Below are 26,783 nucleotides of genomic sequence, written 5' to 3'. Positions count from 1 at the left end.
CGGCCGCCGGTCAGCGGACCTGCCGTTCCTCCGCCGTAATGGCCCAGCGTTCGTGGTCGCGCCAGTCGCCGTCGACGTGCAGGAAGCGGGGCGAGTAACCCTCCAGCCGGAAGCCCGCCCGCTCGACCAGGGCGATGGACGCGGAGTTGCCCGGCTGGATGTTGGCCTCCAGCCGGTGCAGGCCCATCGCCGGGCCGAAGGCGTGGCCGATGACCAGTCCGAGCCCCTCCCCCATCAGACCGCGCCCGGCCGCGTGCGCGAAGGCTCCGTAGCCGAGGGCGGCACTGCGGAAGGCTCCGTGGACGATGTTGTTGACCGCGATGAACCCGGCGATCCGGCCGTCGTCGGCGAGACCGCAGACCAGGAATCCGGCCGGGCCGGACTCCTGGCCGAACCGGCCCGCGTACCGCGCGTACTCCTCCGCGGTCCGGGGCGGGAAGAGCCACGGCCGGTGCAGCCCGGTGGAGGCGCGGGCGGCAGCCGTGAACTCGTCCCCGTCGGCGGGGGTGAAGGGCCGGATCGCGACGCGCCGGCCGGTGGCGAGATAGGGCATCGGCCCAGCCTGCGGCCCCGGCGGCGCGGGGCGCAACCGCATCAAGGTGTACGACCCGGCGGGGCGCTTCCGCCCGGCGCGGTCGCGGCGCGGCAAGGTTCCCGGCCCGCGGCCTCAGCACGGGGCTCGGCCGCTTCCGGACCAGGCTTCCCGCCCACGGCCTCAGCGCGGCTGCTTGCGGCGGAAGAACAGCCCGCCGCACAACGCACCGATCACGAACATCAGCAGCAGCGCCAGATACAGCGGCATGGTGACCAGCGGGATGATCAGCCGGATCCGGACCTGCTCGGTGTTCTCCGCCATGAAGACGATCGCCAGAGCGACCAGAACGACGAGCGCGGTCCGCGCCGGGGTGAACCAGCCGGTGAACCCGCCGCCGCCCCTGCCTCGTCTCTGCACCCGCGGTGCGTCCTTCGGACTCATGGCCCCAGGATGGGACCCGCCCGGCCCGGAGACCCGGCGGACAGGGCCGTACGGGTGACGCACCGAATCCCCTACCCTCTCCCCGAACCCTGGCTGTCTGACAAGCTGGCCCCGCAGTGCCCGTGCCCTACCGACCCGTGCCCTACCGACCCGTGCCCCTACCGAGGAGGACCCGCGTGACGACCAGCCACCGGCAGCGCCGACCCGTCGTCGTCCTGTACGAGCGGATCGCCGACGCGATCCACCGGGGCGTCTGGCCGCCCGGATCCACCCTGCCGTCCGAGCCCAGGCTGGCGGCCGAGCTGGGGGTGAGCCGTCCCGCACTGCGCGAGGCGCTGCTGCTGCTCCAGGAGGACGGGCTGCTGTCGGTACGGCGCGGGGTGGGCCGTACCGTCAACGACGCCCCGCCCCGGCGCGGCTACGAGCAGCTCCAACCCCTGGAACAGCTGCTCGGCTCCGGCACCCCGCTGCGGGTCAGGCCGGTCGCCCGAGCCGAGGAGGAACCGACCGACTTCAGCACCCAGCATCTCCACGCGCCGACAGGTACCGAACTGCGCTTCTGGGAGTCCGTGCTGGTGGCGGAGGGGGTCGCGGCCGCGCTCAGCCAGGAGTGGGCGGCACCCGACGGGGTGCTGGAGACGGCGCACCCGGCCTTCGCCCGCGCCCTGCGGGAGCCGGCGGCACCGGAGGGCTCGATGCTTGCGGTGCTCTCAGCAGCCTCCCGCGAGGTGCCGCTGACCGCGCACAGCGGGGTGACGGCGACCCTCCTCGGGCAGCGCCGGGGCGAGGAGCTGGGCCGGGCCGCGGACACCCCGGCGGTCCTGGTGACCCAGGTCGTCAGGGCCGGTGACGTGCCCGTCATGGCGGCCAAGCACATGCTGCCGACGGGTTCGCCCGCGCTCCCGGTGCTCCAGTCGAACTGAGCCGCGGCACCCGGGCCGGACGACCGTGCGACCGGCCCGGGCCCACCACCGGGCCGGTGTGCCGTACACTCCCACCGCATGCACTTGTCTGACATCCTCCGCGCACCCAAGGTGGTCCTCCACGACCACCTCGACGGCGGTCTGCGCCCCGCCACGATCATCGAACTGGCCCGGGAGTGCGGCTACCGCGATCTGCCCACCGAGGACCCGGTGGAGCTGGCGGTCTGGTTCCGCGACGCCGCGGACTCCGGCTCGCTGGAGCGGTATCTGGAGACCTTCGCCCACACCTGCGCGGTGATGCAGACCCGGTCGGCCCTGGAGCGTGTCGCCGTCGAGTGCGCCGAGGACCTGGCGGCCGACGGTGTCGTGTACGCGGAGATCCGCTACGCCCCGGAGCAGCACCAGGAGGCCGGGCTGAGCCTGGACGAGGTCGTCGAGGCGGTGAACGCCGGCTTCCGCGAGGGCGAGCGCCGGACCGGCGGCCGGATCACGGTCCGCGCCCTGCTCACCGGCATGCGCCACACGGACCGGTCGCTGGAGATCGCCGAGCTGACCGTCGCGCACCGCGCCGACGGTGTGGCGGGCTTCGATATCGCGGGCGGCGAGATAGGCAACCCGCCGGCCCGCCACCTCGCGGCCTTCCGGCATCTGCGGCAGCACAACTGCCACTACACGATCCACGCGGGCGAGGCCGTCGGCGCGGAGTCGGTCCACGAGGCGGTCCAGGTCTGCGGAGCGGAGCGGATCGGACACGGGGTGCGGATCACCGACGACATCACCGTCCACGACGACGGTACGGCGGTGCTCGGCCCGCTGGCCGCGTACGTCCGGGACAACCGGATCGCACTGGAGGTCTGCCCGACCTCCAACCTCCAGACCGGCGCCGCGAAGGACTACGCCACCCACCCGATCGACCTGCTCCGCCGGACCGGCTTCCGGGTCACCCTCAACACCGACAACCGGCTGGTCTCGGGGACGTCGATGAGTGAGGAGTTCGCCCATATGGTGACCGCCTTCGGCTACGGTCCTGACGTCTTCGAGGAGTTCACGGTCGCCGCGGCCGAGGCGGCGTTCCTGCCGCTGCCGGAGCGCCGCAGGCTGATCGACGAAGTCATCCGACCGGGGTACGCGGCCCTGCGGGACGCCTGACGGATCCGCCGGGGCGCCGAGCGCGGCGGCCGGACCCGGTGCGGTCCCGGCCGCGGGCTCCCGGCGCCGTCCGGCCCGGCCCCTCGGCCGCCGGCCCGGGTCTGGTGGGTCTTCGCGAACCGCGGCACCCTGGACGGCTATCCCAGCCACTCGGACGCCTGTCCCAGCAGCAATATCCCGCGGCAGTGGCCCAACTGGATCCCCGCCTGATCCCGGTCCTGGGCCCCCGCGCCCGCCCGGTCCGGACCCGGCGGATACCCGGACCCGGACCCGCGGAAGCCTGAACCCCACCCGGGCCCGGACCCCGCGCGGCAGCCCCCGTCACACCAGCGCCGGCTCCTCCAGAGTCAGCGTCGCCGCCTCCGCGTCCGCGTCGAGGACGGCGGGGACACCGAGCGGGATCGTGAGATTCGTCGGACCGTGGCCGAAGCCCAGCTCCTCGACGACCGGGACGCCGAGATGGCCCAGCCGGTCCCGGAACAGCTCGCGCAGCCGGTCCCAGGAACCGCACTCCGCCCAGGAACCGAGGGCGATGCCCGCGACACCGTCCAGCCAGCCGCTGCGGATCAGCTGGGTGAGGATCCGGTCGAGGCGGTAGTCCTGTTCGTCCACGTCCTCCAGGAGCAGCAGTCCGCCGGCTGTGCCGGGGCGGGCGTGCCGGGTACCGAGGTCGGAGGCGAGCAGACTGGCGCAGCCCCCGAGGGTGACGCCCCGGGCCCGGCCGGGCACCAGGGCCCGCGCCGTCGGCAGGGCCAGGGTGAGCCGGGACTCGGGCTCGAAGAGGGTGGCCCGCAGCGACTCGCGGGTCGCCTCGTCCTTCAGGAACGTCACCGCGCCCGGCATCGGCCCGTGCAGGGTGGCGAATCCGGCGCGTACCGCGAAGGCCTCGTGGAGTGCGGTGACATCGCTGTAGCCGACGAAGACCTTGGGCCCGGCGGCCCGGATCGCGGCCCAGTCGACGAGATCGGCCATCCGCTGGGCGCCGTAGCCGCCGCGGGCACAGAACACGGCCGCGTACGCGGGGTCGCACCAGGCCCGGGTGAGATCGGCCGCCCGCTCCTCGTCGGTGCCGGAGAGATAGCCGAACTCCCGGTGGGTGCCGCGTGCGTGCGGCATCACCACGGGCTCCAGGCCCCAGGCCCGTACCGGGGCCAGACCCTCGTCGAGGGTGTCGCCGGGGACCGGCCCTGCGGGGGCGACGATCGCGACCCGGTCGCCGGGGTGCAGCTTCCGGGCCCTGGCCAGCGGCCGGACGCCCGGCGCGCCCGCGGGGGTGAGGGGGTTGTGCCAGGTCATGGGGTCAGCTCCAGCGCGGGGACATCGGGCCGTTCGAAGCCGAAGGTCCGGGCGTACAGGGAAAGTTCCGCCTCCAGGGCGCGGACCATGGTCTCGGCGCGGCGGAAACCGTGGCCCTCGCCCTCGAAGGCGAGATAGGCGTGCGGGACACCGCGCCCGGCGATTCGCTCCAGGAGCGCCTCGCACTGCTCCGGCGGGCAGATCGCGTCGTCCAGGCCCTGGAGGAGCAGGAAGGGCGCGGTGATCCGGTCGGCGCGGTGCAGCGGCGAACGCTCCCGGTAGCGGTCGGGGACCTCGTCGACGGGCCCGATGAGGGAATCCGTATAGCGGGATTCCAGATCGTGGGTGCCGCCGTCGGCCCAGGCCAGCGGGTCCAGTACGGGGTAGACGATGGTGCCGCAGGCGTACGGGAACTCCTCGGGCCTGGTCAGCGACGCGGCCGCGGTCCAGCCTCCGGCACTGCCGCCGCTGACGGCGATCCGGGCCGGGTCGGCCGCTCCCTCGTCGGCCAGTGCCCGGGCGACGGCCGCGCAGTCCGCGACGTCCGCGGCGCCCCAGTTGCCGCGGAGCCGGTTGCGGTAGGCCCGCCCGTAGCCGGTGGAGCCGCCGTAGTCGACCTCGGCGACACCGATGCCCCGGGAGGTGAAGTAGGCGACCTCCAGATCGAAGGCGAGGTAGTAGCGGCCGGTGGGGCCGCCGTGGGCGCGTACCACGTACGGCGGCCGTTCGCCGTCGGGCCCGGTGTATCCGGGGTGGTGCGGCGGATGGACGATGGCGTGGATCTCCCGCCCGTCGGACCCGGTGAAGGTACGGACCTCGGGCCGCGGGTAGTAGGCGGGGTCGACCGGATCGTGGTGGGCGGCCCCGGTGACCCGGGTGTGGCCGGTACGGGTGTCCAGTTCGACGATCTCGTAGCCGCGGTCCGGCCCGGCGGCCACGCCGGTCACCCGCTCGCCCCGGACGACGAGATCGGGCGCCCATTCGGTCCACGGCCCCACCACGTCGACGACGTCACCGCTCGCCGGGTCGAGAATGCCGAGCACCGCGGTGCCCTTTCCGTGGACGACGGCGATCAGCCCGTCGGCCAGGGGAGCGAACCAGCGCATACCGGGCTTCCACAGGGCGCTGCCGAACTCCTCGCCGCGCCCGGGGCAGAGCGCCCGCGGGCTCTCCTCACCGGGCCGCAGGGAGTACGGCTCCCACCAGCCGGCCGCGTCGGAGACGTACAGCAGGGCACCGTCCGGGGCCCATTCGGCCTGGCAGACGGACTCCTCGGGCCCTCCGGCCACCACCCGGACGCCCTCGATACGGCCGTCGTCCGTGACGGAGCCGGTGAGGAGTTCGGTGCCGTCCCACGGCATCCGGGGATGGTCCCAGACGATCCAGGCGACCCGGCTGCCGTCCGGCGAGAGCCGGGGACCGGTGCTGAAGCGGTGCCCGTCGCCGGTCAGTTCGCGGACCGCCGTACGGTCGTCCGCGGCCGAGCCGTCGAGGGGGACGGCGGCGATCGTCCGGCGGACATCGGTGGGCGCGGGCCCGGTGAACTCCTCCAGGACGCACCACACCTCGCCCCGGTCGGGCAGGATCACCGGATCGGCCCAGCGCAGCCCCCCGCCGGTGCCGGAGACCGGGGTCAGGGGCCGCGGCGCGGCGCCGGGCTCATCGGGCTGCCAGCCGTACAGCCGCTGGTCGGGGAAGTGGACGAAGACGACGAGCGGACGGCCGTCCGTGCCCTGCACCCCGGCCCAGGGGCAGCCGCCGTACTCGGTGAACCCGCTGCGCACGTTCCACGGCGGCGGGAGGACGGACTCCTCGGCGCCGTCCGGGCTGCGGCGGACCAGGGTCCGGCGGCCGCCCTCGGCGGGCCGGGGCGCGGTCCACCAGATGTCCTCGCCGACGGCGCCCAGGAATTCGGGGCGCCCGTCGTGCGAGGCGGCGAGCGCCGCCCCGACCGGTGAGGGCCAGGTGCCGTAGGGGGCCGTGGTGACGGTCGTCATGGACGACATGGCTGCATTCCTTTCCCGTTCCCGTTCCCGGTGTCCCGGTTCCGGCTTTCGGTTCTCGGTCCGCGGACCGGCCGGCGGGCCGGGTCCGCGGAGCGGCGGCGGGTGTCACGGGCCGGGCGGGAGCGTGACATCACGGCCCGGGGCCGCACTGGGTTCCGGCAGTACGGCCGGACCGTACCGCCGGAAATCCGCTCGGCCCGCGTGCGGCCGCGCGATGCCGCCGGCGCGCCCCGGGCCGCCTGCCGGGCCGGTACGGCTCTCCCGGCCAACGCCGGGAGTACGCGTCCCTTCGGGCCCAGGGCGGGGGTACCAGCGGGCGGAGCCCGGGAGGCGTGCCCCCGCCCGCTGATCCGGCCCGGTCCACCGGAGGCTCCTCAGGCGGACCGCAGATAGTGGTCGAGGACGTCGACGCCGAAGTGGAGGGCCTCGACGGGGACGCGTTCGTCGACGCCGTGGAAGAGGGCCGCGTAGTCGAAGCCCTCGGGCAGCTTCAGCGGCGAGAAGCCGTAGCCGGTGATGCCGAGGCGGGAGAACTGCTTGGCGTCGGTACCGCCCGCCATGCAGTACGGAACGACGTGCCCGTCGGGATCGAAGCGTTCGACCGCGGCCTTCAGCTTGGCGAAGGTCGGCGAGTCGACGGGCGCCTGCAACGGCACCTCCCGGTGCTGGAACTCCCATTCCACGTCCGGGCCGGTGAGCCGGTCCAGCGTGGTGCGGAACTCCTCCTCGCCGCCCGGCAGCATCCGGCCGTCGATATGGGCGGTGGCCTGCCCCGGAATGACGTTGATCTTGTATCCGGCGTCCAGCATCGTCGGATTGGCGCTGTTGCGGATGGTCGGCTCGACGAGCGCCGCGGCCCGCCCCAGGGCGGCGACCAGCGCGTCGGGGTCGAAGCCCTCGGCGTACGGATCGGCGTCGATACCGTGCAGCCGGGCCAGTTCGGCCAGGGCGGCGCGGACGGTCGGGGTGAGCCGGACCGGCCAGGTGTGCTCGCCGATCCGGGCGACGGCCGCCGCGAGCCTGCTGACCGCGTTGGAGCGGTTGACCTTGGAGCCGTGACCGGCCCGGCCGTGTGCGGTGAGCTTCAGCCAGGCGGTGCCGCGCTCCCCGGCCCCGACCGGATACAGCGTCATACCGTGGTCGGCGTGGAAGCTGAAGGCGCCGGATTCGCTGATGCCTTCCGTACAGCCCTCGAAGAGCCCCGCATGCCGGTCGGCGAGGAAACCGGCGCCGTCGACGGCGCTGGCCTCCTCGTCGGCGGTGAAGGCGATAACGATGTCACGGCGGGGTGCGACACCGGCCCGGGCCCAGGCCCGGACCACGGCCAGGATCATCGCGTCCATATTCTTCATATCGACCGCGCCCCGGCCCCAGACGACGCCGTCGCGGACCTCCCCGGAGAAGGGGTGCACACTCCAGTCGGCGGCCTCGGCGGGGACGACGTCGAGATGGCCGTGGACCAGCAGCGCCTCGGCGGACGGGTCGCTGCCCGCGATCCGCGCGACAACGTTGGTACGGCCGGGTACGCGCTCCAGCAGGACGGGTTCGAGCCCGGCGGCGGCGAGCCGTTCGGCCGCGTACTCGGCGGCGGGCCGCTCGCGGCAGTCACCGCCGCCGCGGTTCGTGGTGTCGATACGGATGAGGTCGGAGGTGAAGTCCACGACCTCGTCGTAGGCCACCTTGTCCACCGGGGACTCCCCGCCCCCGGTGGCCGTTCCCCCGGTGAGCTGCTGCTCAGCCATACTGCTCCTCCGTCGCGGCCGATACGACGGTCGTGACCGCCTTGAACGTCCGAATGGCTTCGTACATCGTCGGGCTGGTGTAGGCGACACGGCGCGCTCCGCGCGGCCCGGTCGGCTCGACCCCGGGTACGACGGTGGCCGAGCCCGCCAGATGTTCGGCGTCGAACTCCAGCTCCACGGTGAAGGGTCCGGCGGCGGCCGGAGCACGGCGGACGGCGAGCGCCGTGGCCTCCTTGGCGGCCGCCCGGATATCGGCGGCGGTCCTGGCCGGGGTCCGGCAGATCGCCGCATACCGCGACACATAGTCCTTCACGGCCACCTTGCGGGCCTCGGGCGCGTACCCGTCGGCGTCCACACAGGTCAGATCGTCGCCGGTGACAAGGACGACGGGGACACCGTATTCGGCGACCACATGGGCGTTCAGCCAGCCCTCGCTGGCCCGATCCCCGTTGAGCCGGACCTCGGTGATGGAGTTGGCCAGATACGTATGGGCGAGGACGCCCTCGGCGCCCGCTCCCGTGTGGTAGCCGATGAAGGCGATACCGTCGACGTCGCCGTGCTGGACGCCCTCCACCATGGCGAGCGCCTTATGGCGGCCGGTGAGCATCTGCACCCGCTCGTCGAGCTGCTCCAGGAGCAGATTCCGCTGGGTCCAGTGGGCTTCGTTGACGAGGACCTCGTCGGCGCCCCCGTCGAAGAATCCGAGCGCCGCGGCGTTCACGTCCGAGGTGAACATCGACCGGCACCGCTCCCACTGGGGAGTGCCGGGCAGTACGTCCGCCGGCCAGGTCACTCCGGTGGCGCCTTCCATATCGGCGCTGATGAGGATCTTCATGGCTCAATCTAACCCCACGGGGTCAACCCCCCACGGGTCGTCCCCTCCGGGCGCGCCCCTCCGCGGCCGCGGGCGCGCCGACCGGCCCGGCGTTCACCGCTCGCGGCCGACGACCAGCCACTTCGACGGCAGTTCGATCCGGGAGCCGTCCGGTTCGTACTCCGTGGTCATCAGCGGCAGCTCGCCCCCGGCGAAGGAGGTCAGCCCGGCGGCCCCGAAGACTTCGGCGAAATCGGAGTCGGCGACGGCCCCGGGCACGATGCCGTGCCGGAAGACGGGCCGGACTTTGGGCGGCGGCCCGCCGAGGGCTTGGGCAAGCCGGGCGAGGCGGCGGCCCGCGCCCTCGGCGAGTTCGACGACGAAGGCCCGGCCCCGGTCGCCGACGAGAGCGGCGATCCCGTCTGCGAGGGCCTGGCGGTCCTTCGGGTCGGTCTGGTGGAGCACCCCGCGCATATACACGTTGCAGTCGCCGGTCTCGTCGCGGAGGGCGGCTACGGCCGCCGGGTCGGTGGCGTCGAGCACCCCGAACCGTACGCTTCCGGCCGTACTGCCGTCGGGCGGGGTCTCCCGGGCGGCCAGCGCCCGGTTCGCCAGCGCAATCGCGGAGGGCGACAGATCGACACCGACGACCGTCGGGAAGCGGCCGGCGAGACAGAAGGTCTGGGTGCCGTTGCCGCAGCCGAGGTCGACCAGGGGCAGACCCGGGACGTCGACCAGGGGTTCGTACAGGGCCAGATGCAGACCGGAGGTGAGGGCCGGTTCGGCGTCCCACAGCACCTCGCCCGGCTCCTCGCCGGGCACCTCGCTCCAGAAGCTCTCCCAGGCATCCCGGTACCGGCTCGTCACGCTCATGAACGCTCCCCCATCCCCCGGGTCGACCGGTGGTCGGTCAGCCGGCCCGCGCCGGCGGCACTGGTGGCACTGGTGGCACCGTGCCAAGATCGGTGTATCGCGCTCCGGTTGAACCGGCAAGCAGAAAGACAACACTTTTCGTACGTTTTTGACTGACCCCGACCGGTGGGTGCACCGGGGCCGGGCCCGGTGCACCCCGCCGCCCCGGCGGTACTCGTCTCAGCCGATCTGCCACTTCTGGTTCTTGCTGCCGTCACAGGCCTGCAGCTGGAGCCGGAACCCGGTCGAGCCGCCGAGGTCCACGGGCTCGACACACTTGCCGGACTCCGGGTTCACCAGCGATCCGTCGGTCCGGAGCTTGAAGGTCTGGGACGGATCGGACGAGCAGTCGGCGATCCGGATCGGCGTACCGTCGCTCTTCGCGCCTCCGGACACATCCATGCACGTCTTCTTCTGATAGAGCGTCCACACCTTGCCGTCCGGGCGGAACTCGAACCGCTGACGCGCCTTGCCGGAGCAGGCGTCGAGCCGCAGAGGCGTGCCGTGGGTGACATCGGCGCCGACGATGTCCAGGCAGCGGTTCACGGCGAAGCCCATGACCGGGCCTTTGACCTTGCCGTCGTCGAGCTTCGGTGGGCGGGGGATCTCCGCGCCGCCTTCCTTCGCCGGGGCCTGCGGGGCCTTCGCGGTCCCCGGTTTCCCCGCCTTGGCCCCGCCGCTCGCGGGCGGCTCTCCGTCCGCCGCGCCGGATCCGCTCGCCGCCCCGGAGCTCGATCCCGGGTCCGATCCGGAGCCGCCCGTCCCGGTATCGGACCCCTTGTCCGGTGACGTACCGGTTTTCGGGCCCGGTCCGCTTGCGCCCCCGGTGGTGACGGAGCCCTCACCGCCCGCTGCCGATGCGTCGCCGTTCTCCCGGTCCTCCGTGGTGACGCTGTCGGCCGGACCGCGGTCTCCCGGCCCACCGCTCTCCCCGGCGGCGCCGGTGTTCTCCGTCGCCTCCGAGCCGGATCCGGGCTGGTTCATCAGCGGGATCGTCACCAGCACGAGCCCCGTCACCGCGGCTGCGGCGGCAAGGGCGATCCACCCCCGCTTTCCCGGCTTCAGACTGCGCCGGGGCTGCGACGGATCCGGGCCGACGAGCGGGGCGAGTTCTTCCGGTTCTTCCGGACGCGCGTCCCCCGCCGGAGGGACCTGCAGCGGCGGGCCGAACCCCTGCGGCGATTCGAAGGGTTCCGCAGGGTCGAGACGTTCCGAAGGCTGGAAGCGCTGCGAGGGCTTGAACGGCTTCGACGGCTTGAACGGCTCGAAGGGCTCGGACGCATCGGACGGTTCGGACGATCGGCTGTCGGGCTCGGGCGGCACATCATCTCCGTTGGGGTACGACTGCGGTGACACGTGACGGCGGAGCGGCGGCCCCGGCCCGTCCGCACGGCTGCGCGTCCCGGACCGGCCTCGCCACCGTGGCATGCCCGGAAACCACCGCCGGGCGCGCGGGTGAAACGAGTGACACCAGCTCACATCCGTTCCCTAGGATGCGTTTTCCCGCCCCGAGGATCCGGATCCGGATGTGACGTTCGCATCCGTGGTCCCGCAGCGACCCGGGACGGCCCGCACCCGGCCCCATGGCGGACTTCCGGCCCGGGTCACTGGCGGAGACCGGTCTCGAACCAGACGGTCTTCCCGCCGTGGGTCCGGCCGCTGCCCCACTCCCGGGCCAGCGAACTGACCACCCGCAGCCCCCGCCCCGACTCGTCACCGGGGCCCGTGTCCCGCAGGACCGGCAGGGTGTGGTCCTCGTCCGAGAGTTCGCAGAGCAGGGTCTGCGCCCGCACCAGCCGCAGTTCGGCGCGGCGTCCCGAGGCGTGCTGCACCGCGTTCGCGACGATCTCGCCGACCAGCAGTTCCACGGTGCCCGTGATGGCGTCCAGGCCCCAGTGCCGCAGCCGGCCCCGGACCAGCCTGCGGGCCCTGGCCGCCTCACGGGGTTCCAGCGACAGCTCCCAGACGGCGACCGACTCGTCGGGGATGCCGTTGAGCCGGGCCATCAGCAGGGCCACGTCGTCCTTGCGTCCGCCCCGGGTGTTGAGGGCGCGGATGATGGTGTCGCAGGCGTCGTCCATCGACGCGGCGGGGTGGGCGGCGGACTCGCAGAGGGTGGCGAGCCCGACCCCGATGTCCTCGCCGCGCACCTCGACCAGCCCGTCGGTGCACATCACGAGCCGGTCACCGGGGGCCACCCGGATCCGGCGGCTCTCGAAGGGCACTCCGCCGACCCCGATGGGGGCGCCGGTCGGCAGGTCGAGCAGTTCGCTGCGGCCGTCGGCGGCCCTGACCAGCACCGGCGGCACATGCCCGGCGTTGGCGATGACCAGTTCGTGGCCGATGGGGTCGTAGACCGCGTAGAGGCAGGTGGCGAGGTAGTTCTCGCCGAGGCGCTGGGCGAGGTCGTCGAGATTGCGCAGCAGTTGCGCGGGCGGTACGTCGAGGGCCGCCATGGTCTGGACGGCGGTACGCAACTGGCCCATCATGGCGGCCGAGTTCAGCCCGTGGCCCATCACGTCGCCGACGACCAGGGCGACCCGGGAGCCGGGGAGTTTGACCGAGTCGAACCAGTCCCCGCCGACCCGGCCGAGCAGGGTGCCGGGCAGATAGCGGGTGGCGGTGTCGCAGCCCGCCATCCGCGCGGGGACCTGCGGCAGCATCGAGTCCTGGAGGGTTTCGGCGACATTCTCCTGATACGTGTACATCCGGGCGTTGTCGAGGACGAGACCGGCCCTGGCGGCGAGCTCGGCGCCGGTCACCCGGTCCATATCGTTGAACTCGTCCCGCTCGGGATGGCGGAGCAGGATCATGAAGCCGAGCACGACGTTGCGCGCCTTGAGCGGCACCACCAGCATGGACCGGCCGTTGATCAGCGGCCGGATGTCCCGTTTCTCGAACTGGGAGGCGATGGCGGTGCCCATCTGCTCGCTGATCCGCGGCACCAGGACGGGGTCGCCGGTGGTCATGCACCGGAAGAACGGGGTGTGCTCGGGGAACGGCATGGACTCCCCGACCGGGACGACATCGTCCCAGCGGCCGGGTTCGTCGACGTGTTCGACGGCGACCCGGTGCCACAACGTGGTGGCGTCGGGCGGTCCGTCGGGGAAGCCCTCGCCCGCGACGACCTGCTCCCGCAGATAAGTGCCCGCGACATCGGTGAAACGGGGTACGACGGCGGCGCTGACCTCGTGGATCGTCCGGGTCAGGTCGAGGGAGGAGCCGATGCGCCCGCTGACCTCGTTGAGGAATTCGAGGCGTTCGCGTACGGCGGCGTACTCCAGGTCCTCGGCGAGATCGGCCCTGGCCTCGTCGTCCAGCGTGTGCCCGGCGGCGGCAGCGGCCTCGGCGGCCCGGCGGCGGGCCCGGCGCTCGGCGCGCCGGGGCACTCCCCAGTCGGCGGTGACGGGCACCCGGTCGTGATGACTGAACTCCAGTACCGGATAGCCGAGTTCGAGGATCTGGGAGACGATCCGGGTCGCCTCGGTGACGCTCATACTGGGGAGGATCTCGGGCAGTCGCCGGGCGAGTTCGTCGGCGCCGGGGAAGTCGGTGTGGAGGGCGAAGGCGGGGCTGATGCGTTCGACACCGTCCGCGGCGGTCCGGGCGGCGGAGTCTCCGCCGTCTGCGCCCCCGGTGAACTGGGCGGCGCCGGCGGCCAGCACGATCAGCTTCTCCGGGCCGGGCCCGACCATGGGGTAGGCCCACCACAGCACGTCGATCCGGTCCCGGCCGGGTTCGGAGAGCCGGGCCCGGCCCGCGGACGGGTAGGAGCCGCGGCCGGTGAGGGAGGCGCGGAGCCCGGGGCCCGCGAAGTCCTCTGCGCCGCCCGGCTCGTCGAGCCCGGCCGGATCCGCCGGCCCGTCGAGCCCGTCGTCCCCCACCCCGTACGGATGGTCCGCCAGCGCACCCGAGACGGGGAGTAAATCGGCCGCGGCCCGGCCGACCGCCTCCTCCCGTCCGGGGCCGAACAGCCGTCGCGCACCGGTCGACCAGTGGGACACCAGGCCGTCACCGTCCACGACGACCACGGCCAGCGGAATCCGGCCGTCCACGGCATGCTGCCGCGGCACTCTCGGCGGAACACCACTGTCCATGGGTGGGAGGCTCCTTCCGCGCCGCGGGGCTACGCGGCCTGTGACCACCGTACGGCGCACAGGACTCCGTGCGTGGCGCAACGGCCGAATCGGTCGTGCGCCCGCGCGGATCCGGCGTGCGGCGCGCTCTTGCGCGAACCGGTACCGGGAGTCGCGACCCCGGGCACACCGGTGCCGCCGGACCGGCACGGCCCGGCGGCACGGAAGGAATCAGTCCGCGTGGCCCAGTTGGAGGTCGCGCTCGGTCCGGCCGCCGCCTGCGACCTGGAGCACCGTCGCGACCGGCGGGTAGCCCGCGGCGATCACCGTGTACTCACCCGACGACAGATCGACGAACCGGAAGGTGCCGTCGGCTCCGGTGGTGAGGGTGTCGACCACATTCCCGGCGGCGTCCAGCAGCGTCACCCGGGCCTCCTCGACGGGCCGGCCGCCCCCGGCGCGCACGGTGCCGCGCAGCACCGCGCCCCCGGCCAGTTCGATGTCCTGCCGGGTCTCGCGGGAGGCCTGCACGCTCACCGCGAGCGCCGTGGGCCGGAACGCGGGGGCGCTGGCGGCCAGGGTGTACTCCCCGGCGACCAGTTCGGCCATCACATAGCCCCCCTCGCGTCCGCTGCGGGCGGTGGCGACGACGTCCCCGCGGACATCGGTGAGGGTGACGGTGGCGTCGCGTACCGGAATGCCGTCGGCGGTGCACACCGAGCCGGCGAGCCGTCCGGCGCCACCGAGCACGACGTCGAGTTCGACGGGCCGCTCCCCGACGGTGACGGTCACGGCCTGCGGCTGGTGGCCCCCGGCCGCCGCGATCATGACGTACGAGCCGGGGCCGGGGACGCTCAGGGCGTAGCGCCCGTCGTCACCGCTGGCACCCCGCCCGATCTGCTGCCCCCGGACGTCGATGAGGGTGAGGGCGGCGCGCGGCACGCTCGTACCGTCGTAGTGCTGCACGGTCCCGCAGACCGGGACGCCGAAGGGAGCCGGCTGCGCCGGGGCGCTGCGGGCCGGTGGCACGGATGCGACGGTGGCATCGTACGAGTCGGACCGGTCGTACCGCTCGTACGGAAGGCTCTCGGTGGTCTCGGCGAGGGGGACGTTCTGGGACACCAGGGGTTTCTCCTTGAGGAAGCAGGCGATCAGGAGGCCGAGCAGCAGGACGGGCACCAGATAGAGGAAGATCCGCGGCATCGCCTCGGCATAGGCGGCGATGTACGCGTCCCGGACCTCGGGGGGCAGCCCGTGGACCAGTTCGGGCGTGACCGATTCGGGGTCGATTCCGGCCGGGAGCCCGGTGGCGCCGGGCAGTCTGCCGGCGAGGGCTTCGGTGAGCCGCTGCGCGAACAGGGTTCCGAAGACGGCTGCGCCGACGCTGCCGCCGATCTGCCGGAAGTAGGTGTTGGCGCTGGTCGCGGTGCCGAGGTCGGCGGGGCGTACGGAGTTCTGGACGGCCAGGATCAGCACCGGCAGTACCAGTCCGACGCCGATGCCGAGGACGGCCTGCCAGATGCCGTACTCCCAGCGGGGGGTGTCGGCGTCGAGCCGGGAGAGCAGCCACATGCCGACGGCGGCGACCAGCGAGCCGACGACGGGGTGGGAGCGGTAGCGGCCGGTGCGGCTGATGAGCTGTCCGGAGACGATGGACGCGACGACGATGCCGCCCATCATGGGCAGCATCAGCAGCCCGGACTCGGTGGCGGAAGCCCCGTCGACCATCTGGAGGAAGGTCGGCAGATAGCTGCCGGCGCCGAAGAGCGCGATGCCCGCGGCGGCGCCGACGAGTCCGGTGATGTTGAAGACGGAGTCGCGGAAGAGGCGGAGCGGGATGATCGGTTCGGGGGCGTACGCCTCGACGACGAGGAAGAGCAGGGCCGTTACGGCGGCCCCGGCGGCCAGTCCGATGATCGTGGGCGAGTCCCAGGCGTGTTGTGTGCCGCCCCAGCTCGTCAGGAGGACGAGGCAGGTGGAGGCGGCGGCGAGCAGCAGGGTGCCGAGGATGTCCAGCCTGCCGCGCCGGTCGGGCCGCGGCAGTTTCAGTACGGCGCTGACGACCAGCAGGGTGACGATGCCGAACGGCACATTGAAGTAGAAGCACCAGCGCCAGGAGACATGGTCGGTGAAGAAGCCGCCGAGCAGGGGTCCGGCGACGGAGGCGAGTCCGAAGGCGGCGCCGATGAGGCCCATGAAGCGGCCGCGGTCCCGGGCCGGGACGATGTCCGCGATGATCGCCTGGACACCGATGATCAGTCCGCCCGCTCCGATGCCCTGGAGGGCGCGGAAGGCGATGAGCTGGTCCATGGAGCGGGACCAGCCCGCGAGGGCGGAGCCGATGACGAAGACGACGATGGCGAACTGGAAGACGCCCTTGCGGCCGTAGAGGTCACCGAGCTTTCCGTAGACGGGCAGGGTGATCGTCGAGGTCAGCAGATAGGCGGTGATGGCCCAGGACATCCGGTCCAGGCCGTGGAGTTCGCCGACGATCTTCGGCAGCGCGGTGGCGACGATCATCTGTTCCAGGGCGGCGAGGAGCAGCGCGAGGAGCAGCCCGAAGAAGACCAGGCGCACCCGGCGGGGGCCGAGCGCGACGCCGGGGCCGGGCGGGGGCGCGGGAGGTCCGGGCGGTTCGGGAGGTCCGGGCGCGCCGGGGACCGGTGGCGCGGCCTGCTCGCCCTTCATCAGAGTGCTGCCGCCCACGTGTCCGCTCCCCTCGATCAACGCCTTGCGCGGCCGTCAGTCTGCGGGGTCGCGGGAGGGGGGAGGGGTGGGCGGGCGGCGCGGAGAGGGGTGCGGGCCGTGGGGGTCCGGGGTCAGGCCGGGGCGCACGTCGGGCGCTCATCAGCGGCTTTCCCTGGGGGCCGGGATGCGCGGGGCGCACGGGCCGGCCGCTCCGGAAACCACCCGATCCGGTGACGGCCGCGGCACGGGTCCGGGCGGGTGACGGCCGCGGGACGGGGCCGGATGGCCGAACGGGGGTGGGGCGCGGGGACCGGGTGGCCGGACGGCGGCGAACCACCGGGAGCGCCTCCCCGGCGGCTGCCGGACCGCGGGGCCGGTGCCCGGCACGCGGTCCACCGTCCGGCCGGGCGACGGGCCGCCGGGAGCACCGCCCCGGCTGCCGGGCCCCGGCCCCGGTATCCACTGTGCGGGTCACCGCCCGGCCGCCCGGTCCGGAGGCGCGGGCCGTACCGGCACAGGACCCGGCCGCCGGGCCGCTTCAGGGCCCTCGCCGGGGAGACCGGTACGGGTGCCCGGGTTCGGCCGCACGCGGTGGGACGGGGTAAGGCGACGCGGCGGTCGGCACCGGTGGCCGGTGGCGGGCTGCGGAGCCCTGGCCGGGCGGTGCCGTTCCGGTCACCGTGGCGCGCCGCCCGCCCCGGACGGGGGCCCTGCGGGGGAACACGGCGGCCCGCGGCCGCCGGGACCGGGCGGGTGCGCCCCGCGGCCCCACCCGGTAGCACAGCGTGGCGCGTCGCCCGGCCGCCGGGGTCAGGCCTTCTCGACCTCCGCCGCGAGCCGGGCCAGGACGCCGTCGTAGATACGGGCGAGGCCCTTGGGCGCGAAGGTGCGCTCGAAGAAGCCGCCGATTCCGCCCGCGCCGTTCCAGACCGTGACCACCACGGCCTTGGACTTCCCCTCGCCCGCGGGGGTGACGGTCCAGGTGGTCACCATGGACGAGTTGCGGTCCTTCTCGACGAGCTGACCGTCCGTCGGCTCGGTGACCTCCAGCAGGCAGTCGCGGACGCGCTTGCTGGTGGCCTGGAGCCGCCAGTGGACCAGGGTGCCCTCGCCGTCGCCGCCCTCCCGGACCTCGTATTCGCTGAAGTGCTCCGTCAGCAGCTTCCCCCGGCTGTTCTCGTAGTCGGCCAGGGTGTCGAAAACGTCCTCTGCCTTCGCCGCGATGATGCGTTCCGTCGTGGCCTCGACCTGCGCCATTGCCGTTCCTCCAGCATTCGGTTGTTCGGGGGTGGCGCTAGCCAACCACCTCGTCCGCACGGGCCCAAATCCGGGGGGCGGCATACGGCACACCACCCCGGGCGCGACGGGCGCACCGGCGCGGCCCCACGGCGATCATGGGAACACTTGTTCTATTGTGTGTTTCGAGCACCGCCGAGGAGGCCGACCATGCGCTGGGACCATCTGGCCGACGACACCACCCCCGCCCGGGGCATCGCGAACCCCGCCCTGTTCGGTACGGAGGCGGTGACCACCCGGACCTTCGACACACCCGAATTCCGGGGCATCACCTTCCACGAGGTGCGGGCGCGTTCGATCGTCAACCAGGTGCCCGGGGCCTCCCGGATGCCGTTCGAATGGACGGTCAATCCCTATCGGGGGTGCACCCATGCCTGCGTGTACTGTTTCGCCCGGAAAACGCATAGTTATCTGGACCTGGACACCGGACTCGGCTTCGACTCCCAGATCGTGGTGAAGATCAACGCCCCTGAGCTGCTCCGCCGACAGCTCGGCTCCCGGCAGTGGCACGGCGCCCATATAGCGATGGGCACCAATGTGGACTGCTATCAGCGCGCGGAGGGACGCTACCGGTTGATGCCCGGCATCATCGCGGCCCTGCGCGACCACGCCAACCCCTTCTCCATCCTCACCAAGGGCACCCTGATCCTCCGCGATCTGGAGCTGCTGCGGCAGGCCGCCGAGGTCACGGAGGTCGGTATCTCCGTCTCCGTCGGCTTCCTCGACGACGAGCTGTGGCGCACGGTCGAACCCGGCACCCCTTCGCCCGAACGCCGGCTCGACGTCGTTCGAACCCTCGGCGGCCACGGCATCGGCTGCGGAGTGCTGATGGCGCCGGTGATTCCCTTCCTCGGCGACCGCCCCGAGCAGCTGCGCGCCACCGTGCGGGCGATCGCGGCGGCCGGGGCGACCTCGGTGACCCCGCTCGTCCTCCATCTGCGGCCCGGCGCCCGCGAATGGTTCATGCAGTGGCTGGCCGAGCACCATCCCCGGCTGGTCCCGCGCTATGAGCGGATGTACGGGGCCGGGGCCTGCGCCCCCACCTGGTACCAGCGGCGGATCACCCGCCAGGTGCACGAACTGGCGGCGGAGTTCGGCATCGGCCCCGCGGACCGGGGGGCGCCCCGGCGGATCACCCTCTCCGAGCCCGAGCCCGCCGCGGCGGCGGCTGCCGGATCGACGCAGCTGACCCTCCTGTGAGATCACCACAGGACGAGGCCGGGGGCCTCAAAGGGATTGCTACGAACGGGCGGGATTCCTTCCGGACGGCGGCGATGCACCGTTCGCGGTGGGCGGCGCGGAAGTGCGGTACGCCCGCGGGCTCGGCCCCGTAAAGCCCTCGCTTCCCTCGTATCCGTCGTATCCCTCGTATCCCCCGTGGCCCTCAGTGCCGGGGCCGTCGGAGGTCGCGTTCGGGCCGGAGCCTTCGGCGTTCCAGCGCCGGGCCCCGGGGTCGTACTCGTACACCGGCCGGCCCGCGACCGCACTCGTACGGAAGGGGCGCCCGCCGTCGTCGATCCGGACCACGCCCCGGCGCCCGGCGCTGCTCCACTCCAGCTCCAGGTACCAGTCGCAGTCGCACTGCGCGGCGTTCGCGACGACCAGCAGCACCTCGGGGTCGCGCAGCGACACCCGGTAGGGGAACGACACCGCCGGGATCGGACCGTTCTCGCCGTGCCCGGCGACGGAACGGGCCACCGGGCGCCGCCGGTCCAGGTCCACCTCGAAGAGGCGGGGGGTGAGCACTCCCCCGCAGCCCTGGTCCATCCGGTAGACACCGCCCGTGCGGGGAGGTTCGCGGCGGGCCGCGGTACGCACCTGGAGCCCGTGGAGCACGACCGCTTCCTCCCGGGTGCCCTGCACGGTGATCCGTACCCGGGTCTCCCCGCCGTGCACCGCGCCGATGGCGCCCGCCCAGGCCGGGGCGTCGGCCTCGACGGGCGGCGGGGGTACGGCGGACGGCGGCCGCGCCACCAGATACTGGTGGCCGCAGCCGTACGTCCACTGGTGGTCGTCGGCATCGACGGTGAAGGGGGCACCCGCGACCGGGGTCGCCGCGGAGGACCCCGGGCCCGCGGCCCGGTGCGGCGGGCGGGCGGACACGGCAGGCGGGGTGCCGGGCGGACGTGACGGTGCGGCACCCGTGGCGGCCGAAGGCCGGACGGGCGGCACCCCGCCGTCCCGGCCGCCCGCCTGCGCGACGGGTTCGCCGCCGTCCGGCGCCGCCGTGGCCGCGGGGCGCTCCGGGGCGTTCCCGTATCCGACGAGTCCGAGAACCAGACCGGTGGCGAGCGCCACGACACCGGCGGCGATCGCGGACCGGCGGGCGGCCGATGTGCCGACCCGGCCCGGACGGCTCCGGCCGCGGGCGAGAACTACGGTCTCGGCGTCACCGGTACTTCCGGCGCCCGCGGCGGTGGCGGCTTCCCCGGACTCCCCCGACTCCCCGGTGCTCCCGGCGCCGTGGCCGGGCGCCGGTGCGGCACGGCCCTCCGGCACATCCGGCTCATCCGGATGCGCAGGGCCCGCCGCACGGGCCGCCGACTCCTGCCGGAGCGTGCGTTCGGCGTCCGCAAGCACCCAGGCCCGGTGGAGAGCGACGACCTCGTCCCCCGTACAGCCGCAGAACCGGGCGAGCCGTTCCACCGGGGCGAACTCCGCGGGGACCGTGGCGCCCGAACAGTAGCGGTGCAGGGTGGAAGCGCTCACTCCGATCCGGCGCGCCAGGGAGCCGTAGCTCCGGCCCGACCCCTCGCGCAGCTCGCACAGCCGCCGGGCGAACGCCCCGGCGGCCGTGCCCTCCGCATCCCGCTCCATGCCCACGACCGCCTCCGCTTCCACCCCGCCGCGCCGTCCCGGGCGGCATTCCACCCCCCTGCGTTCTCCCACGTCAACGGGGGTGGAATGGTTCCACGGTCCCGGAGGCGCCCGGAAGCCTTGCGGCCGTGGCGCCGCGCTCCCGAAGCTGGTCGCGGCTGCTCAGCCGATCCGCACCACCGACCTGCACCGACCTGCACCGACCTGCACCGACCTGTACCGACCTGCACCGACCGAGCAAACGGGGACCGTTCCTATGACTCAGCCGAAGATGCTCCGCTCCGCCGCGGTGACCACCGCGGCCCTTGGTTTCACGTTCACCGCCCTCTCCTGGGCCAGCGCCGCTCCCGCCCCCGCGTTCCTGTCCGCATCCCAGCTTCCGCCCGCACCCACCCCGTGGACCGCCGGGCCGGTCAGCCCGGGGCTGCCGGACGACTTCTGCACCGGCAGCACCGCACCGCCCGCGGCATCCAAGCACCGGCTGTTCCACACCGAACTGGACACCGGCGCCCGCCAGACGAACACGGTCGCCGCCAGCGAGGCGAAGGCCAAACAGCTCGTCACCAACCTCCGCAAGCAGATCGCGAACTGCTTCGACCGGATGCGCGCCCAGAATCCCGATCTGGTCGGCACGAGCGTCTACCACGGCGCCCTGCCGGTCGAGGAGGGCGCCTATGTCTACGGCATCGACACCGAGGACCCGGTGGGCGGGACGAACGACGCGGCCCTGTACGCGTTGGGGCGCGACGGGCGGACGGTCACCGTGGTGGCCTGGGGGCAGCTCGGAGACGTGTCCGCGGCGGCGGTGACCGCGTTCCGGACGACCACGGTCACCGCCGTCGCCAAGCTGCACTGACGCGCGGTCCGCTCCGGAGAACGGCCGCCGGGTCAGCGCCCGGCGGCATCCGCGAGCACCGCCGACAGCCGCGCCCGGCATTCGGCGACGAACGCGGGATAGGTGCGCAGGTAGTACGGGATCCCGTTCACCGCCACCGCGATCGCCCAGGAACGGGCGCGGGTCCAGGTCGCGTCGGAGAGGTCCGCGGCGTCCCAGTAGGCCCGCCGGGCCTGCGGCGGCAGATCCCAGACGGCGGCGTGTTCGGCGTCGGGCAGGCCGACCGAGAGCCCGCCGAAGTCGATCACGGCGTGCAACCGCCCGTCCCGGACCAGCAGATTGCCCGGCTTCAGATCGCCGTGGAGCCACCCCCGGGGCCCGCCGGCCCCGGGCAGGGCGAGCCCGGCCCGCCAGAGGCGCTCCAGGGCGTCTATGTCCGGTCCGCCGCCGTCGACGGCCCGCAGGGCGGCGAACGCCTTGTCGACCTGGGGGGCGAAGGGCGCCAGCTCCCCGCCCCGGTATCCGGCGAGGTCACCGGTGCGCTCCGCGCCCAGGAGACCGGTACCGTGCAGTTCGCGGACGAAGGCCGCCAGATCCGCGCCGAGGGCCGGCCAGTCCCGGACGGTGTCCGGGCCGACGGTGTCGCCGTCGATCCAGCGGTGCACCGACCAGACCGCGGGGTAGGCGCCCTCCGGCACTCCGGCGTGGACGAGTGCGGGGATCCGGACGCTCCGCAGCAGGGGCGCAAGGCGCGGCAGCCACTGCTGTTCCTTCCGTACCGAATCCCCGTGCTCCACGGTCCGCGGCAGCCGGACGAGAAGCTCCCCGCCCAGCCGGTACATCGTGTTGTCCGTGCCGGCGCCCGCGGGCGACAGCGGCAGCCCGGCCCACTGCGGGCACTGGGCCGCCAGCAGGGACCGGACGAGCGGGGCGCCGACGGGGATCTCGTGGTCGTGGAGGGTCATTCCGGCAGTCTCACCACAGGGCCGGCGGGAACACCAGCGACTTTTCGGGCCGCGGGCTCCGGTGCCGGGCGGCAGCCCCGCCGCCGTGCCCGTGCGCCGCAGCCCGTGCGCCGCAGCTCGCGCGCCGCGGCGAGGGCGACCGCGGCGAGGGCGGCCGCGGATCAGCCGGACGGCAGCCGCGCCAGCGCCGCCGACGCCGGGGCGGCGAGCGCCGGGTGGGCGCGCGCCGCGTCCAGGACCGGACGGGCCCGCGGATCGCCCAGCGCCCCCAGGCCCTCCACACAGGCCAGGGCGATCCGCCGGTACGGATCACCGGGGGCGAGCCGGCGGCGGAGCACGGTGATCAGGGCCGGGGCGGACTCCGGTGCGCGGAGCCGGATCAGGAGCCGTACCGGCGTCAGCGCGTAGGCGATCCGCAGTTCGTTGGTGGCCAGCGCCGCCGCGGCCCGGGGTGTCCGGGGGTCGGCCAGCTCGTAGAGGGCGTGCGCCGCGGAGACGCAGCGTTCGGCGTCCCGGTGGTTCAGCAGCAGGACCAGCGCCTCGAAGGCCCTCGGGTCCCCCGCGCGGCCGAGCCGGAACGCGGCCAGCTCCCGCGCCCACAGCGGGCGTTCGTATGCGGTGAGGACCTCCGCCAGCTCCTCCCGGTCCTCCGTCACCAGGAGCCGTTCGTACGCCGGTGTACCGCCCGACTCGGTCCGCAACCGCCTGGCCAGCGACCGTAACTCGTCGTAGTCGTCCATCCGTTGAGCGTAGCGACGATCCGGGGTCCCGAAGCGGACGAGGTTGACCCAGATCACATGTGCGGGGGCCGTCGGAGGTCTGGTGCGCTCGTTACCCGCCGGTTAACCTCAGGTGAGCGGGGTATCCCCCGTACGGCACGACCGCGACGGCCTGGTGACGCAGCCGCCGCGGGCGCCATCGGTTCGGCGAGCACGACAGTTCGGCGCGTGTGTCGGTGATGCGCCGCCTCGGCAGGACTCCGGGACAGGGTCCGCCACCCCGTACCACTTCAGCACCGGTTCCGGGCCCGTGCCCGGGCGCGACCGTTCGCCCTTCCGCGCCCGCGGCCGGCCCCGCTCGGCCCGCCGCGCGCCGCCAATCCCTCGCCCGGCGCGCGGCGTCTCCTCAGCCGTCACTCACTTCCCTGGAGTCCCCCCATGGACCCTGTGAACCCGATGAACCCCCCTGTCTCCGTCGGCACCGTGGCCGTCGTCGGCCTCGGCACGATGGGCACCGGTATCGCCGAGGTGCTCGCCTGCGCGGGCCGCGAGGTGGTCGGCATCGACATCAGCGAGACCGCCGCCCGCCGCGCCGTGACCGCGGTCGAGGCCTCCACCGCGCGCGCCGTGGAGCGCGGACGGCTCGGCGCGGAGGCCCGGCAGGCGGCCCTGGCCCGGCTGCGGACCGCGACCACCCTGCGCGCGGCCGTGGACGCGGACCTCGTCATCGAGGTGGTCTCGGAGTCGTACGAGACGAAACAGCAGGTCTTCCGCGAGCTGGACGGCATCGTCCGGCCGGACGCGATCCTCGCCACCGGCACCAACGCGCTGTCCGTGACCCGGCTCGCCGCCGACTCCCGCCATCCGGAACGCGTCGTGGGGATGCACTTCTTCAACCCGGCCCCGGCGATGAGACTGGTCGAGATCGTCTCCTCGGTGCTGACCTCGCCCGCGGCGGTCGCCGCCGTCACCGGACTCGCCCGCGATCTGGGCAAGGAGCCCGTCGCGGTCGGCGACCGGCCCGGGTTCGTCGCGGACGGGCTCCTGTTCGGCTATCTGAACCGGGCCGCCGCGATGTACGAGTCGAACTATGCGTCCCGGGAGGACATCGACGCCGCGATGCGCCTGGGCTGCGGACTGCCGATGGGTCCGCTGGCGCTGCTCGACCTGATCGGCGTCGATACCGCCCGTACCGTGCTGGAGGCCATGTACGCCGCATCCCAGGACCGGCTGCACGCGCCCGCTCCGGTGCTGCGGCAGCTCGCCGCAGCGGGGCTGACGGGCCGTAAGGCGGGCCGGGGCTTCTACACCTATGCCGCGCCGGACTCCGCCGAGGTGGTGCCCGACGCGCTCACCCCGGCCCCGGTCGCGGCGGGGGCGGTGCCCCGGGAGGTGCGGACCGTCGGAGTGGCCGGTTCCGGGACGATGGCGAGCGGGATCGCGGAGGTGTTCGCCAAGGCGGGATACGACGTGGTGCTGGCGGCCCGGTCGACGGCCAAGGCCGAAGCGGCCAGGGAGCGGGTCGCGGCCTCGCTGACCCGCTCCGTCGCCAAGGGCCGGAGCACGGAGGCCGCCCGGGACGCGGCCCTGGGGCGGATCGCGCCCGCCGGAACCCTGGACGCCCTGGCCGGAGCCGATCTGGTGCTGGAGGCCGTGGCCGAGGACCTCGGTGTCAAACAGAAGCTGTTCGCGGCGCTGGACCGGATCTGCAAACCGGGCGCGGTCCTCGCCACCACGACCTCGTCGCTGCCCGTGGTGGCCTGTGCCAGGGCCACCTCCCGGCCGCAGGACGTCATCGGGATGCACTTCTTCAACCCGGCCCCGGCGATGAAACTGGTCGAGGTGGTGCGGACCGTCCTGACCGGGGACGACGTCCACGCCACGGTCCGCGCGCTGACCGCCACCCTCAAGAAGCACCCGGTGGACTGCGGGGACCGGGCCGGGTTCATCGTGAACGCGCTGCTCTTCCCGTATCTGAACAACGCGGTCAAGATGCTGGAGCAGCACTATGCGTCGGTCGACGACATCGACGCGGCGATCCGGCTGGGCGGCGGCTATCCGCTGGGCCCCTTCGAACTGCTCGACGTGGTCGGCCTCGATGTGTCGCTGGCCATCGAGAAGGTGCTGTACGAGGAGTTCCGCGAGCCCGGACTGGCCCCCGCGCCGCTGCTGGAGCATCTGGTCGCGGCGGGCTGTCTGGGACGGAAGACGGGGCGCGGTTTCCGCGAGTACGCCCGGCGGTGACCGGACGGCGGCCCGGCGGCCGGTCCTCCCGGCGGGGCGGGCCGGCCGCTCCGCCGGGTCTTCCCGGGCCTTCCCGGGGCCCCGCGGGGGCCGTCCGGGGGCCGGACCGAAGGCGCGCTCTCCTGCACCGATGCAGTACGTTCAGCTCATGGCCCAGCCCGCTGATCCCCCTCGTCGTACGACCCGTCCCAAGAGCACCGCGGACGCGCCCGAGAGCGCCGCGGGCACCCGTGCGGCCGCGCAGAAACTGAAGATGCGCCGCGAACTGGCGGCGGCGGCGATGGAACTCTTCGCCACCAAGGGGTACGAGGCGACGACCGTCGACGAGATCGCGGCGGCGGCCGGGGTCGCCCGGCGTACGTTCTTCCGGCATTTCCGCTCCAAGGAAGAGGCCATCTTCCCGGACCACGACGACACCCTGGTGCGCGCGGAGGCCGTTCTGAACGCGGCCCCGCCGCACGAGCACCCGCTCGACACCGTCTGCCGCGGAATCAAGGAAGTCATGCGGATGTACGCGGCGTCCCCGGCGGTCTCCGTCGAACGCTACCGGCTGACCCGCGAGGTGCCGACGCTGCGGGAGCGCGAGATCGCCTCCGTGGCCAGGTACGAGCGGCTGTTCACCCGCTATCTGCTGGGCCACTTCGACGAGCGCGACCACCACGACGGCAATGACGATCCGCTGCTGGCGGAGGTCGCCGCGTCCGCCGTGGTCACGGCGCACAACCACGTTCTGCGGCGGTGGCTGCGGGCGGGCGGCCAGGGCGATGTCGAGGGCCGGCTCGACCATGCGTTCGCGATCGTCCGGGACACCTTCGGCAAGGGGATCATGGCGGCCGGCCGGGCCACCGGCACGGAGGCGCCGGCGGCGCTGGTCGCGACGGTGTCGGAGCCGCACGATGAGGTCTTGGTGGCGGTGGCCCGCACGGACGCGCCGCTGCCGGACGTGATGCGCACGATCGAACGCGCCCTTCGAGGCCGGGGCGCCTCCGGCTGAGGGTCCTGGACCGGGGTCCCCGGGGGTGCCGTTCCCTGCGGGGTGCGGGGCGTCCTGATGCCCGGGGCCCCCGGGTGCCGCTCCCCCGAGGGTTGCGCAGCGTCCTGATGCCCCGGGCCCGGGGGTGCCTTCGCCCGGTGGGTGCGGCAGGCTCCTGCGCGAGCGCCGGCGGGGCTGACCCGTCGGCCGCGCGCCGCATGTTGCTTGCCGCGCAGTTCCCCGCGCCCCCTTCTTGCCCGCACGGCCCCTGCCTCGGCCGCCCGCCAAGGGGGTTCCCCTTCCAGTGGAGCGCGGCCCTGAGCGTTCAGGGGCGCGGGGAACGGCGCGAACG

The 26,783-nt window shown here is 73.7% G+C and carries 20 protein-coding genes; 6 read left to right on the top strand and 14 right to left on the bottom strand.

The window, feature by feature from the left end; all coding sequences use genetic code 11:
• Positions 1 to 10: 10 nt before the first annotated feature.
• Both ACIQ9E_RS02655 and ACIQ9E_RS02650 read right to left on the bottom strand, forming a co-directional pair.
• Positions 11 to 553, bottom strand: a complete 543-nt coding sequence (locus ACIQ9E_RS02655; RefSeq protein ID WP_403700786.1) for a GNAT family N-acetyltransferase — start codon at positions 551 to 553, stop codon at positions 11 to 13.
• A gap of 162 nt (positions 554 to 715) precedes the next feature.
• Complete coding sequence (locus ACIQ9E_RS02650) at positions 716 to 976, bottom strand: LapA family protein (protein ID WP_403700783.1); 261 nt, start codon at positions 974 to 976, stop codon at positions 716 to 718.
• Between the two features lie 176 nt (positions 977 to 1,152).
• Here ACIQ9E_RS02650 and ACIQ9E_RS02645 point away from each other — a divergent pair, with 176 nt between their 5' ends.
• Both ACIQ9E_RS02645 and ACIQ9E_RS02640 read left to right on the top strand, forming a co-directional pair.
• A complete protein-coding gene (locus ACIQ9E_RS02645) occupies positions 1,153 to 1,899 on the top strand; it encodes a GntR family transcriptional regulator (RefSeq protein WP_403700780.1) in 747 nt (248 codons plus the stop codon).
• Positions 1,900 to 1,977: 78 nt separating this feature from the next.
• Positions 1,978 to 3,048 (top strand): adenosine deaminase, encoded by a 1,071-nt coding sequence (locus ACIQ9E_RS02640; protein ID WP_403700777.1) that lies wholly within the window; start codon positions 1,978 to 1,980, stop codon positions 3,046 to 3,048.
• A 321-nt stretch (positions 3,049 to 3,369) separates the two neighbouring features.
• On the opposite strand, the gene ACIQ9E_RS02635 is transcribed toward ACIQ9E_RS02640, so the two are convergent.
• The 9 genes from ACIQ9E_RS02635 to ACIQ9E_RS02595 all read right to left on the bottom strand — a co-directional run bounded on the left by ACIQ9E_RS02635 (position 3,370) and on the right by ACIQ9E_RS02595 (position 17,839).
• The gene (locus ACIQ9E_RS02635) at positions 3,370 to 4,344 is read right to left on the bottom strand and encodes an LD-carboxypeptidase (protein ID WP_403700774.1); all 975 of its coding nucleotides are present in this window, start codon (positions 4,342 to 4,344) and stop codon (positions 3,370 to 3,372) included.
• Positions 4,341 to 6,350, bottom strand: a complete 2,010-nt coding sequence (locus ACIQ9E_RS02630; RefSeq protein ID WP_403700771.1) for a prolyl oligopeptidase family serine peptidase — start codon at positions 6,348 to 6,350, stop codon at positions 4,341 to 4,343. The genes ACIQ9E_RS02635 and ACIQ9E_RS02630 overlap by 4 nt, the downstream gene beginning before the upstream one ends.
• Before the next feature lie 374 nt (positions 6,351 to 6,724).
• Entirely contained in the window at positions 6,725 to 8,092 is a 1,368-nt protein-coding gene (locus tag ACIQ9E_RS02625; RefSeq protein ID WP_403700768.1) for a M20/M25/M40 family metallo-hydrolase, read from the bottom strand.
• The gene (locus tag ACIQ9E_RS02620; protein ID WP_403700765.1) at positions 8,085 to 8,927 is read right to left on the bottom strand and encodes a M55 family metallopeptidase; all 843 of its coding nucleotides are present in this window, start codon (positions 8,925 to 8,927) and stop codon (positions 8,085 to 8,087) included. Before ACIQ9E_RS02620 ends, ACIQ9E_RS02625 begins: the two co-directional genes overlap by 8 nt.
• Positions 8,928 to 9,020: 93 nt before the next feature.
• Positions 9,021 to 9,779, bottom strand: a complete 759-nt coding sequence (locus ACIQ9E_RS02615; RefSeq protein WP_403700762.1) for a class I SAM-dependent methyltransferase — start codon at positions 9,777 to 9,779, stop codon at positions 9,021 to 9,023.
• Positions 9,780 to 9,998: 219 nt separating this feature from the next.
• Entirely contained in the window at positions 9,999 to 11,141 is a 1,143-nt protein-coding gene (locus ACIQ9E_RS02610; protein WP_403700759.1) for a ricin-type beta-trefoil lectin domain protein, read from the bottom strand.
• 281 nt (positions 11,142 to 11,422) lie between these two features.
• A complete protein-coding gene (locus ACIQ9E_RS02605; RefSeq protein WP_403700756.1) occupies positions 11,423 to 13,915 on the bottom strand; it encodes a SpoIIE family protein phosphatase in 2,493 nt (830 codons plus the stop codon).
• Between the two features lie 210 nt (positions 13,916 to 14,125).
• Positions 14,126 to 16,600, bottom strand: coding sequence for an MFS transporter (locus ACIQ9E_RS02600; protein ID WP_403700753.1), 2,475 nt, complete (start codon positions 16,598 to 16,600; stop codon positions 14,126 to 14,128).
• A 792-nt stretch (positions 16,601 to 17,392) separates the two neighbouring features.
• Positions 17,393 to 17,839 carry an SRPBCC family protein gene (locus ACIQ9E_RS02595; RefSeq protein ID WP_006345576.1) on the bottom strand — a complete coding sequence of 149 codons (447 nt, stop codon included), beginning with the start codon at positions 17,837 to 17,839 and terminating at the stop codon, positions 17,393 to 17,395.
• 189 nt (positions 17,840 to 18,028) lie between these two features.
• On the opposite strand from ACIQ9E_RS02595, the gene ACIQ9E_RS02590 reads away from it, so the two are divergent.
• The gene (locus tag ACIQ9E_RS02590; protein ID WP_403700750.1) at positions 18,029 to 19,078 is read left to right on the top strand and encodes an Rv2578c family radical SAM protein; all 1,050 of its coding nucleotides are present in this window, start codon (positions 18,029 to 18,031) and stop codon (positions 19,076 to 19,078) included.
• A gap of 39 nt (positions 19,079 to 19,117) precedes the next feature.
• Here the strand turns inward: ACIQ9E_RS02590 and ACIQ9E_RS02585 are convergent, their stop codons facing one another.
• Positions 19,118 to 20,767, bottom strand: coding sequence for a helix-turn-helix domain-containing protein (locus tag ACIQ9E_RS02585; protein ID WP_403700747.1), 1,650 nt, complete (start codon positions 20,765 to 20,767; stop codon positions 19,118 to 19,120).
• 184 nt (positions 20,768 to 20,951) lie between these two features.
• Here ACIQ9E_RS02585 and ACIQ9E_RS02580 point away from each other — a divergent pair, with 184 nt between their 5' ends.
• On the top strand, positions 20,952 to 21,551 hold the full coding sequence (locus ACIQ9E_RS02580; protein ID WP_403700744.1) for a hypothetical protein: 600 nt from the start codon (positions 20,952 to 20,954) through the stop codon (positions 21,549 to 21,551).
• Between the two features lie 32 nt (positions 21,552 to 21,583).
• Here ACIQ9E_RS02580 and ACIQ9E_RS02575 read toward each other — a convergent pair whose 3' ends face one another.
• Both ACIQ9E_RS02575 and ACIQ9E_RS02570 read right to left on the bottom strand, forming a co-directional pair.
• On the bottom strand, positions 21,584 to 22,495 hold the full coding sequence (locus ACIQ9E_RS02575) for an aminoglycoside phosphotransferase family protein (protein ID WP_403700741.1): 912 nt from the start codon (positions 22,493 to 22,495) through the stop codon (positions 21,584 to 21,586).
• 161 nt (positions 22,496 to 22,656) lie between these two features.
• Positions 22,657 to 23,235 (bottom strand): HEAT repeat domain-containing protein, encoded by a 579-nt coding sequence (locus ACIQ9E_RS02570; RefSeq protein ID WP_403700738.1) that lies wholly within the window; start codon positions 23,233 to 23,235, stop codon positions 22,657 to 22,659.
• Between the two features lie 417 nt (positions 23,236 to 23,652).
• Here ACIQ9E_RS02570 and ACIQ9E_RS02565 point away from each other — a divergent pair, with 417 nt between their 5' ends.
• On the top strand, positions 23,653 to 25,458 hold the full coding sequence (locus ACIQ9E_RS02565; protein ID WP_403700734.1) for a 3-hydroxyacyl-CoA dehydrogenase family protein: 1,806 nt from the start codon (positions 23,653 to 23,655) through the stop codon (positions 25,456 to 25,458).
• Positions 25,459 to 25,606: 148 nt separating this feature from the next.
• On the top strand, positions 25,607 to 26,452 hold the full coding sequence (locus ACIQ9E_RS02560; protein ID WP_403700731.1) for a TetR family transcriptional regulator: 846 nt from the start codon (positions 25,607 to 25,609) through the stop codon (positions 26,450 to 26,452).
• The last annotated feature ends 331 nt before the right edge of the window (positions 26,453 to 26,783 follow it).

This window comes from Streptomyces sp. NPDC094448 (assembly GCF_044763775.1).
Taxonomy (GTDB): domain Bacteria; phylum Actinomycetota; class Actinomycetes; order Streptomycetales; family Streptomycetaceae; genus Streptomyces.
Note: the sequence above shows the minus strand (reverse complement) of the source record. Positions and strands in the feature narration are given on the sequence as shown.

Bases quoted from the DNA above. Each gene is read 5' to 3' on its own strand.
- ACIQ9E_RS02655 (WP_403700786.1), bottom strand. From the start codon at position 553: ATGCCCTATCTCGCCACCGGCCGGCGCGTCGCGATCCGGCCCTTCACC.
- ACIQ9E_RS02650 (WP_403700783.1), bottom strand. From the start codon at position 976: ATGAGTCCGAAGGACGCACCGCGGGTGCAGAGACGAGGCAGGGGCGGC.
- ACIQ9E_RS02640 (WP_403700777.1), top strand. From the start codon at position 1,978: ATGCACTTGTCTGACATCCTCCGCGCACCCAAGGTGGTCCTCCACGAC.
- ACIQ9E_RS02635 (WP_403700774.1), bottom strand. From the start codon at position 4,344: ATGACCTGGCACAACCCCCTCACCCCCGCGGGCGCGCCGGGCGTCCGG.
- ACIQ9E_RS02630 (WP_403700771.1), bottom strand. From the start codon at position 6,350: ATGTCGTCCATGACGACCGTCACCACGGCCCCCTACGGCACCTGGCCC.
- ACIQ9E_RS02625 (WP_403700768.1), bottom strand. From the start codon at position 8,092: ATGGCTGAGCAGCAGCTCACCGGGGGAACGGCCACCGGGGGCGGGGAG.
- ACIQ9E_RS02620 (WP_403700765.1), bottom strand. From the start codon at position 8,927: ATGAAGATCCTCATCAGCGCCGATATGGAAGGCGCCACCGGAGTGACC.
- ACIQ9E_RS02615 (WP_403700762.1), bottom strand. From the start codon at position 9,779: ATGAGCGTGACGAGCCGGTACCGGGATGCCTGGGAGAGCTTCTGGAGC.
- ACIQ9E_RS02605 (WP_403700756.1), bottom strand. From the start codon at position 13,915: ATGGACAGTGGTGTTCCGCCGAGAGTGCCGCGGCAGCATGCCGTGGAC.
- ACIQ9E_RS02595 (WP_006345576.1), bottom strand. From the start codon at position 17,839: ATGGCGCAGGTCGAGGCCACGACGGAACGCATCATCGCGGCGAAGGCA.
- ACIQ9E_RS02590 (WP_403700750.1), top strand. From the start codon at position 18,029: ATGCGCTGGGACCATCTGGCCGACGACACCACCCCCGCCCGGGGCATC.
- ACIQ9E_RS02580 (WP_403700744.1), top strand. From the start codon at position 20,952: ATGACTCAGCCGAAGATGCTCCGCTCCGCCGCGGTGACCACCGCGGCC.
- ACIQ9E_RS02575 (WP_403700741.1), bottom strand. From the start codon at position 22,495: ATGACCCTCCACGACCACGAGATCCCCGTCGGCGCCCCGCTCGTCCGG.
- ACIQ9E_RS02570 (WP_403700738.1), bottom strand. From the start codon at position 23,235: ATGGACGACTACGACGAGTTACGGTCGCTGGCCAGGCGGTTGCGGACC.
- ACIQ9E_RS02565 (WP_403700734.1), top strand. From the start codon at position 23,653: ATGGACCCTGTGAACCCGATGAACCCCCCTGTCTCCGTCGGCACCGTG.
- ACIQ9E_RS02560 (WP_403700731.1), top strand. From the start codon at position 25,607: ATGGCCCAGCCCGCTGATCCCCCTCGTCGTACGACCCGTCCCAAGAGC.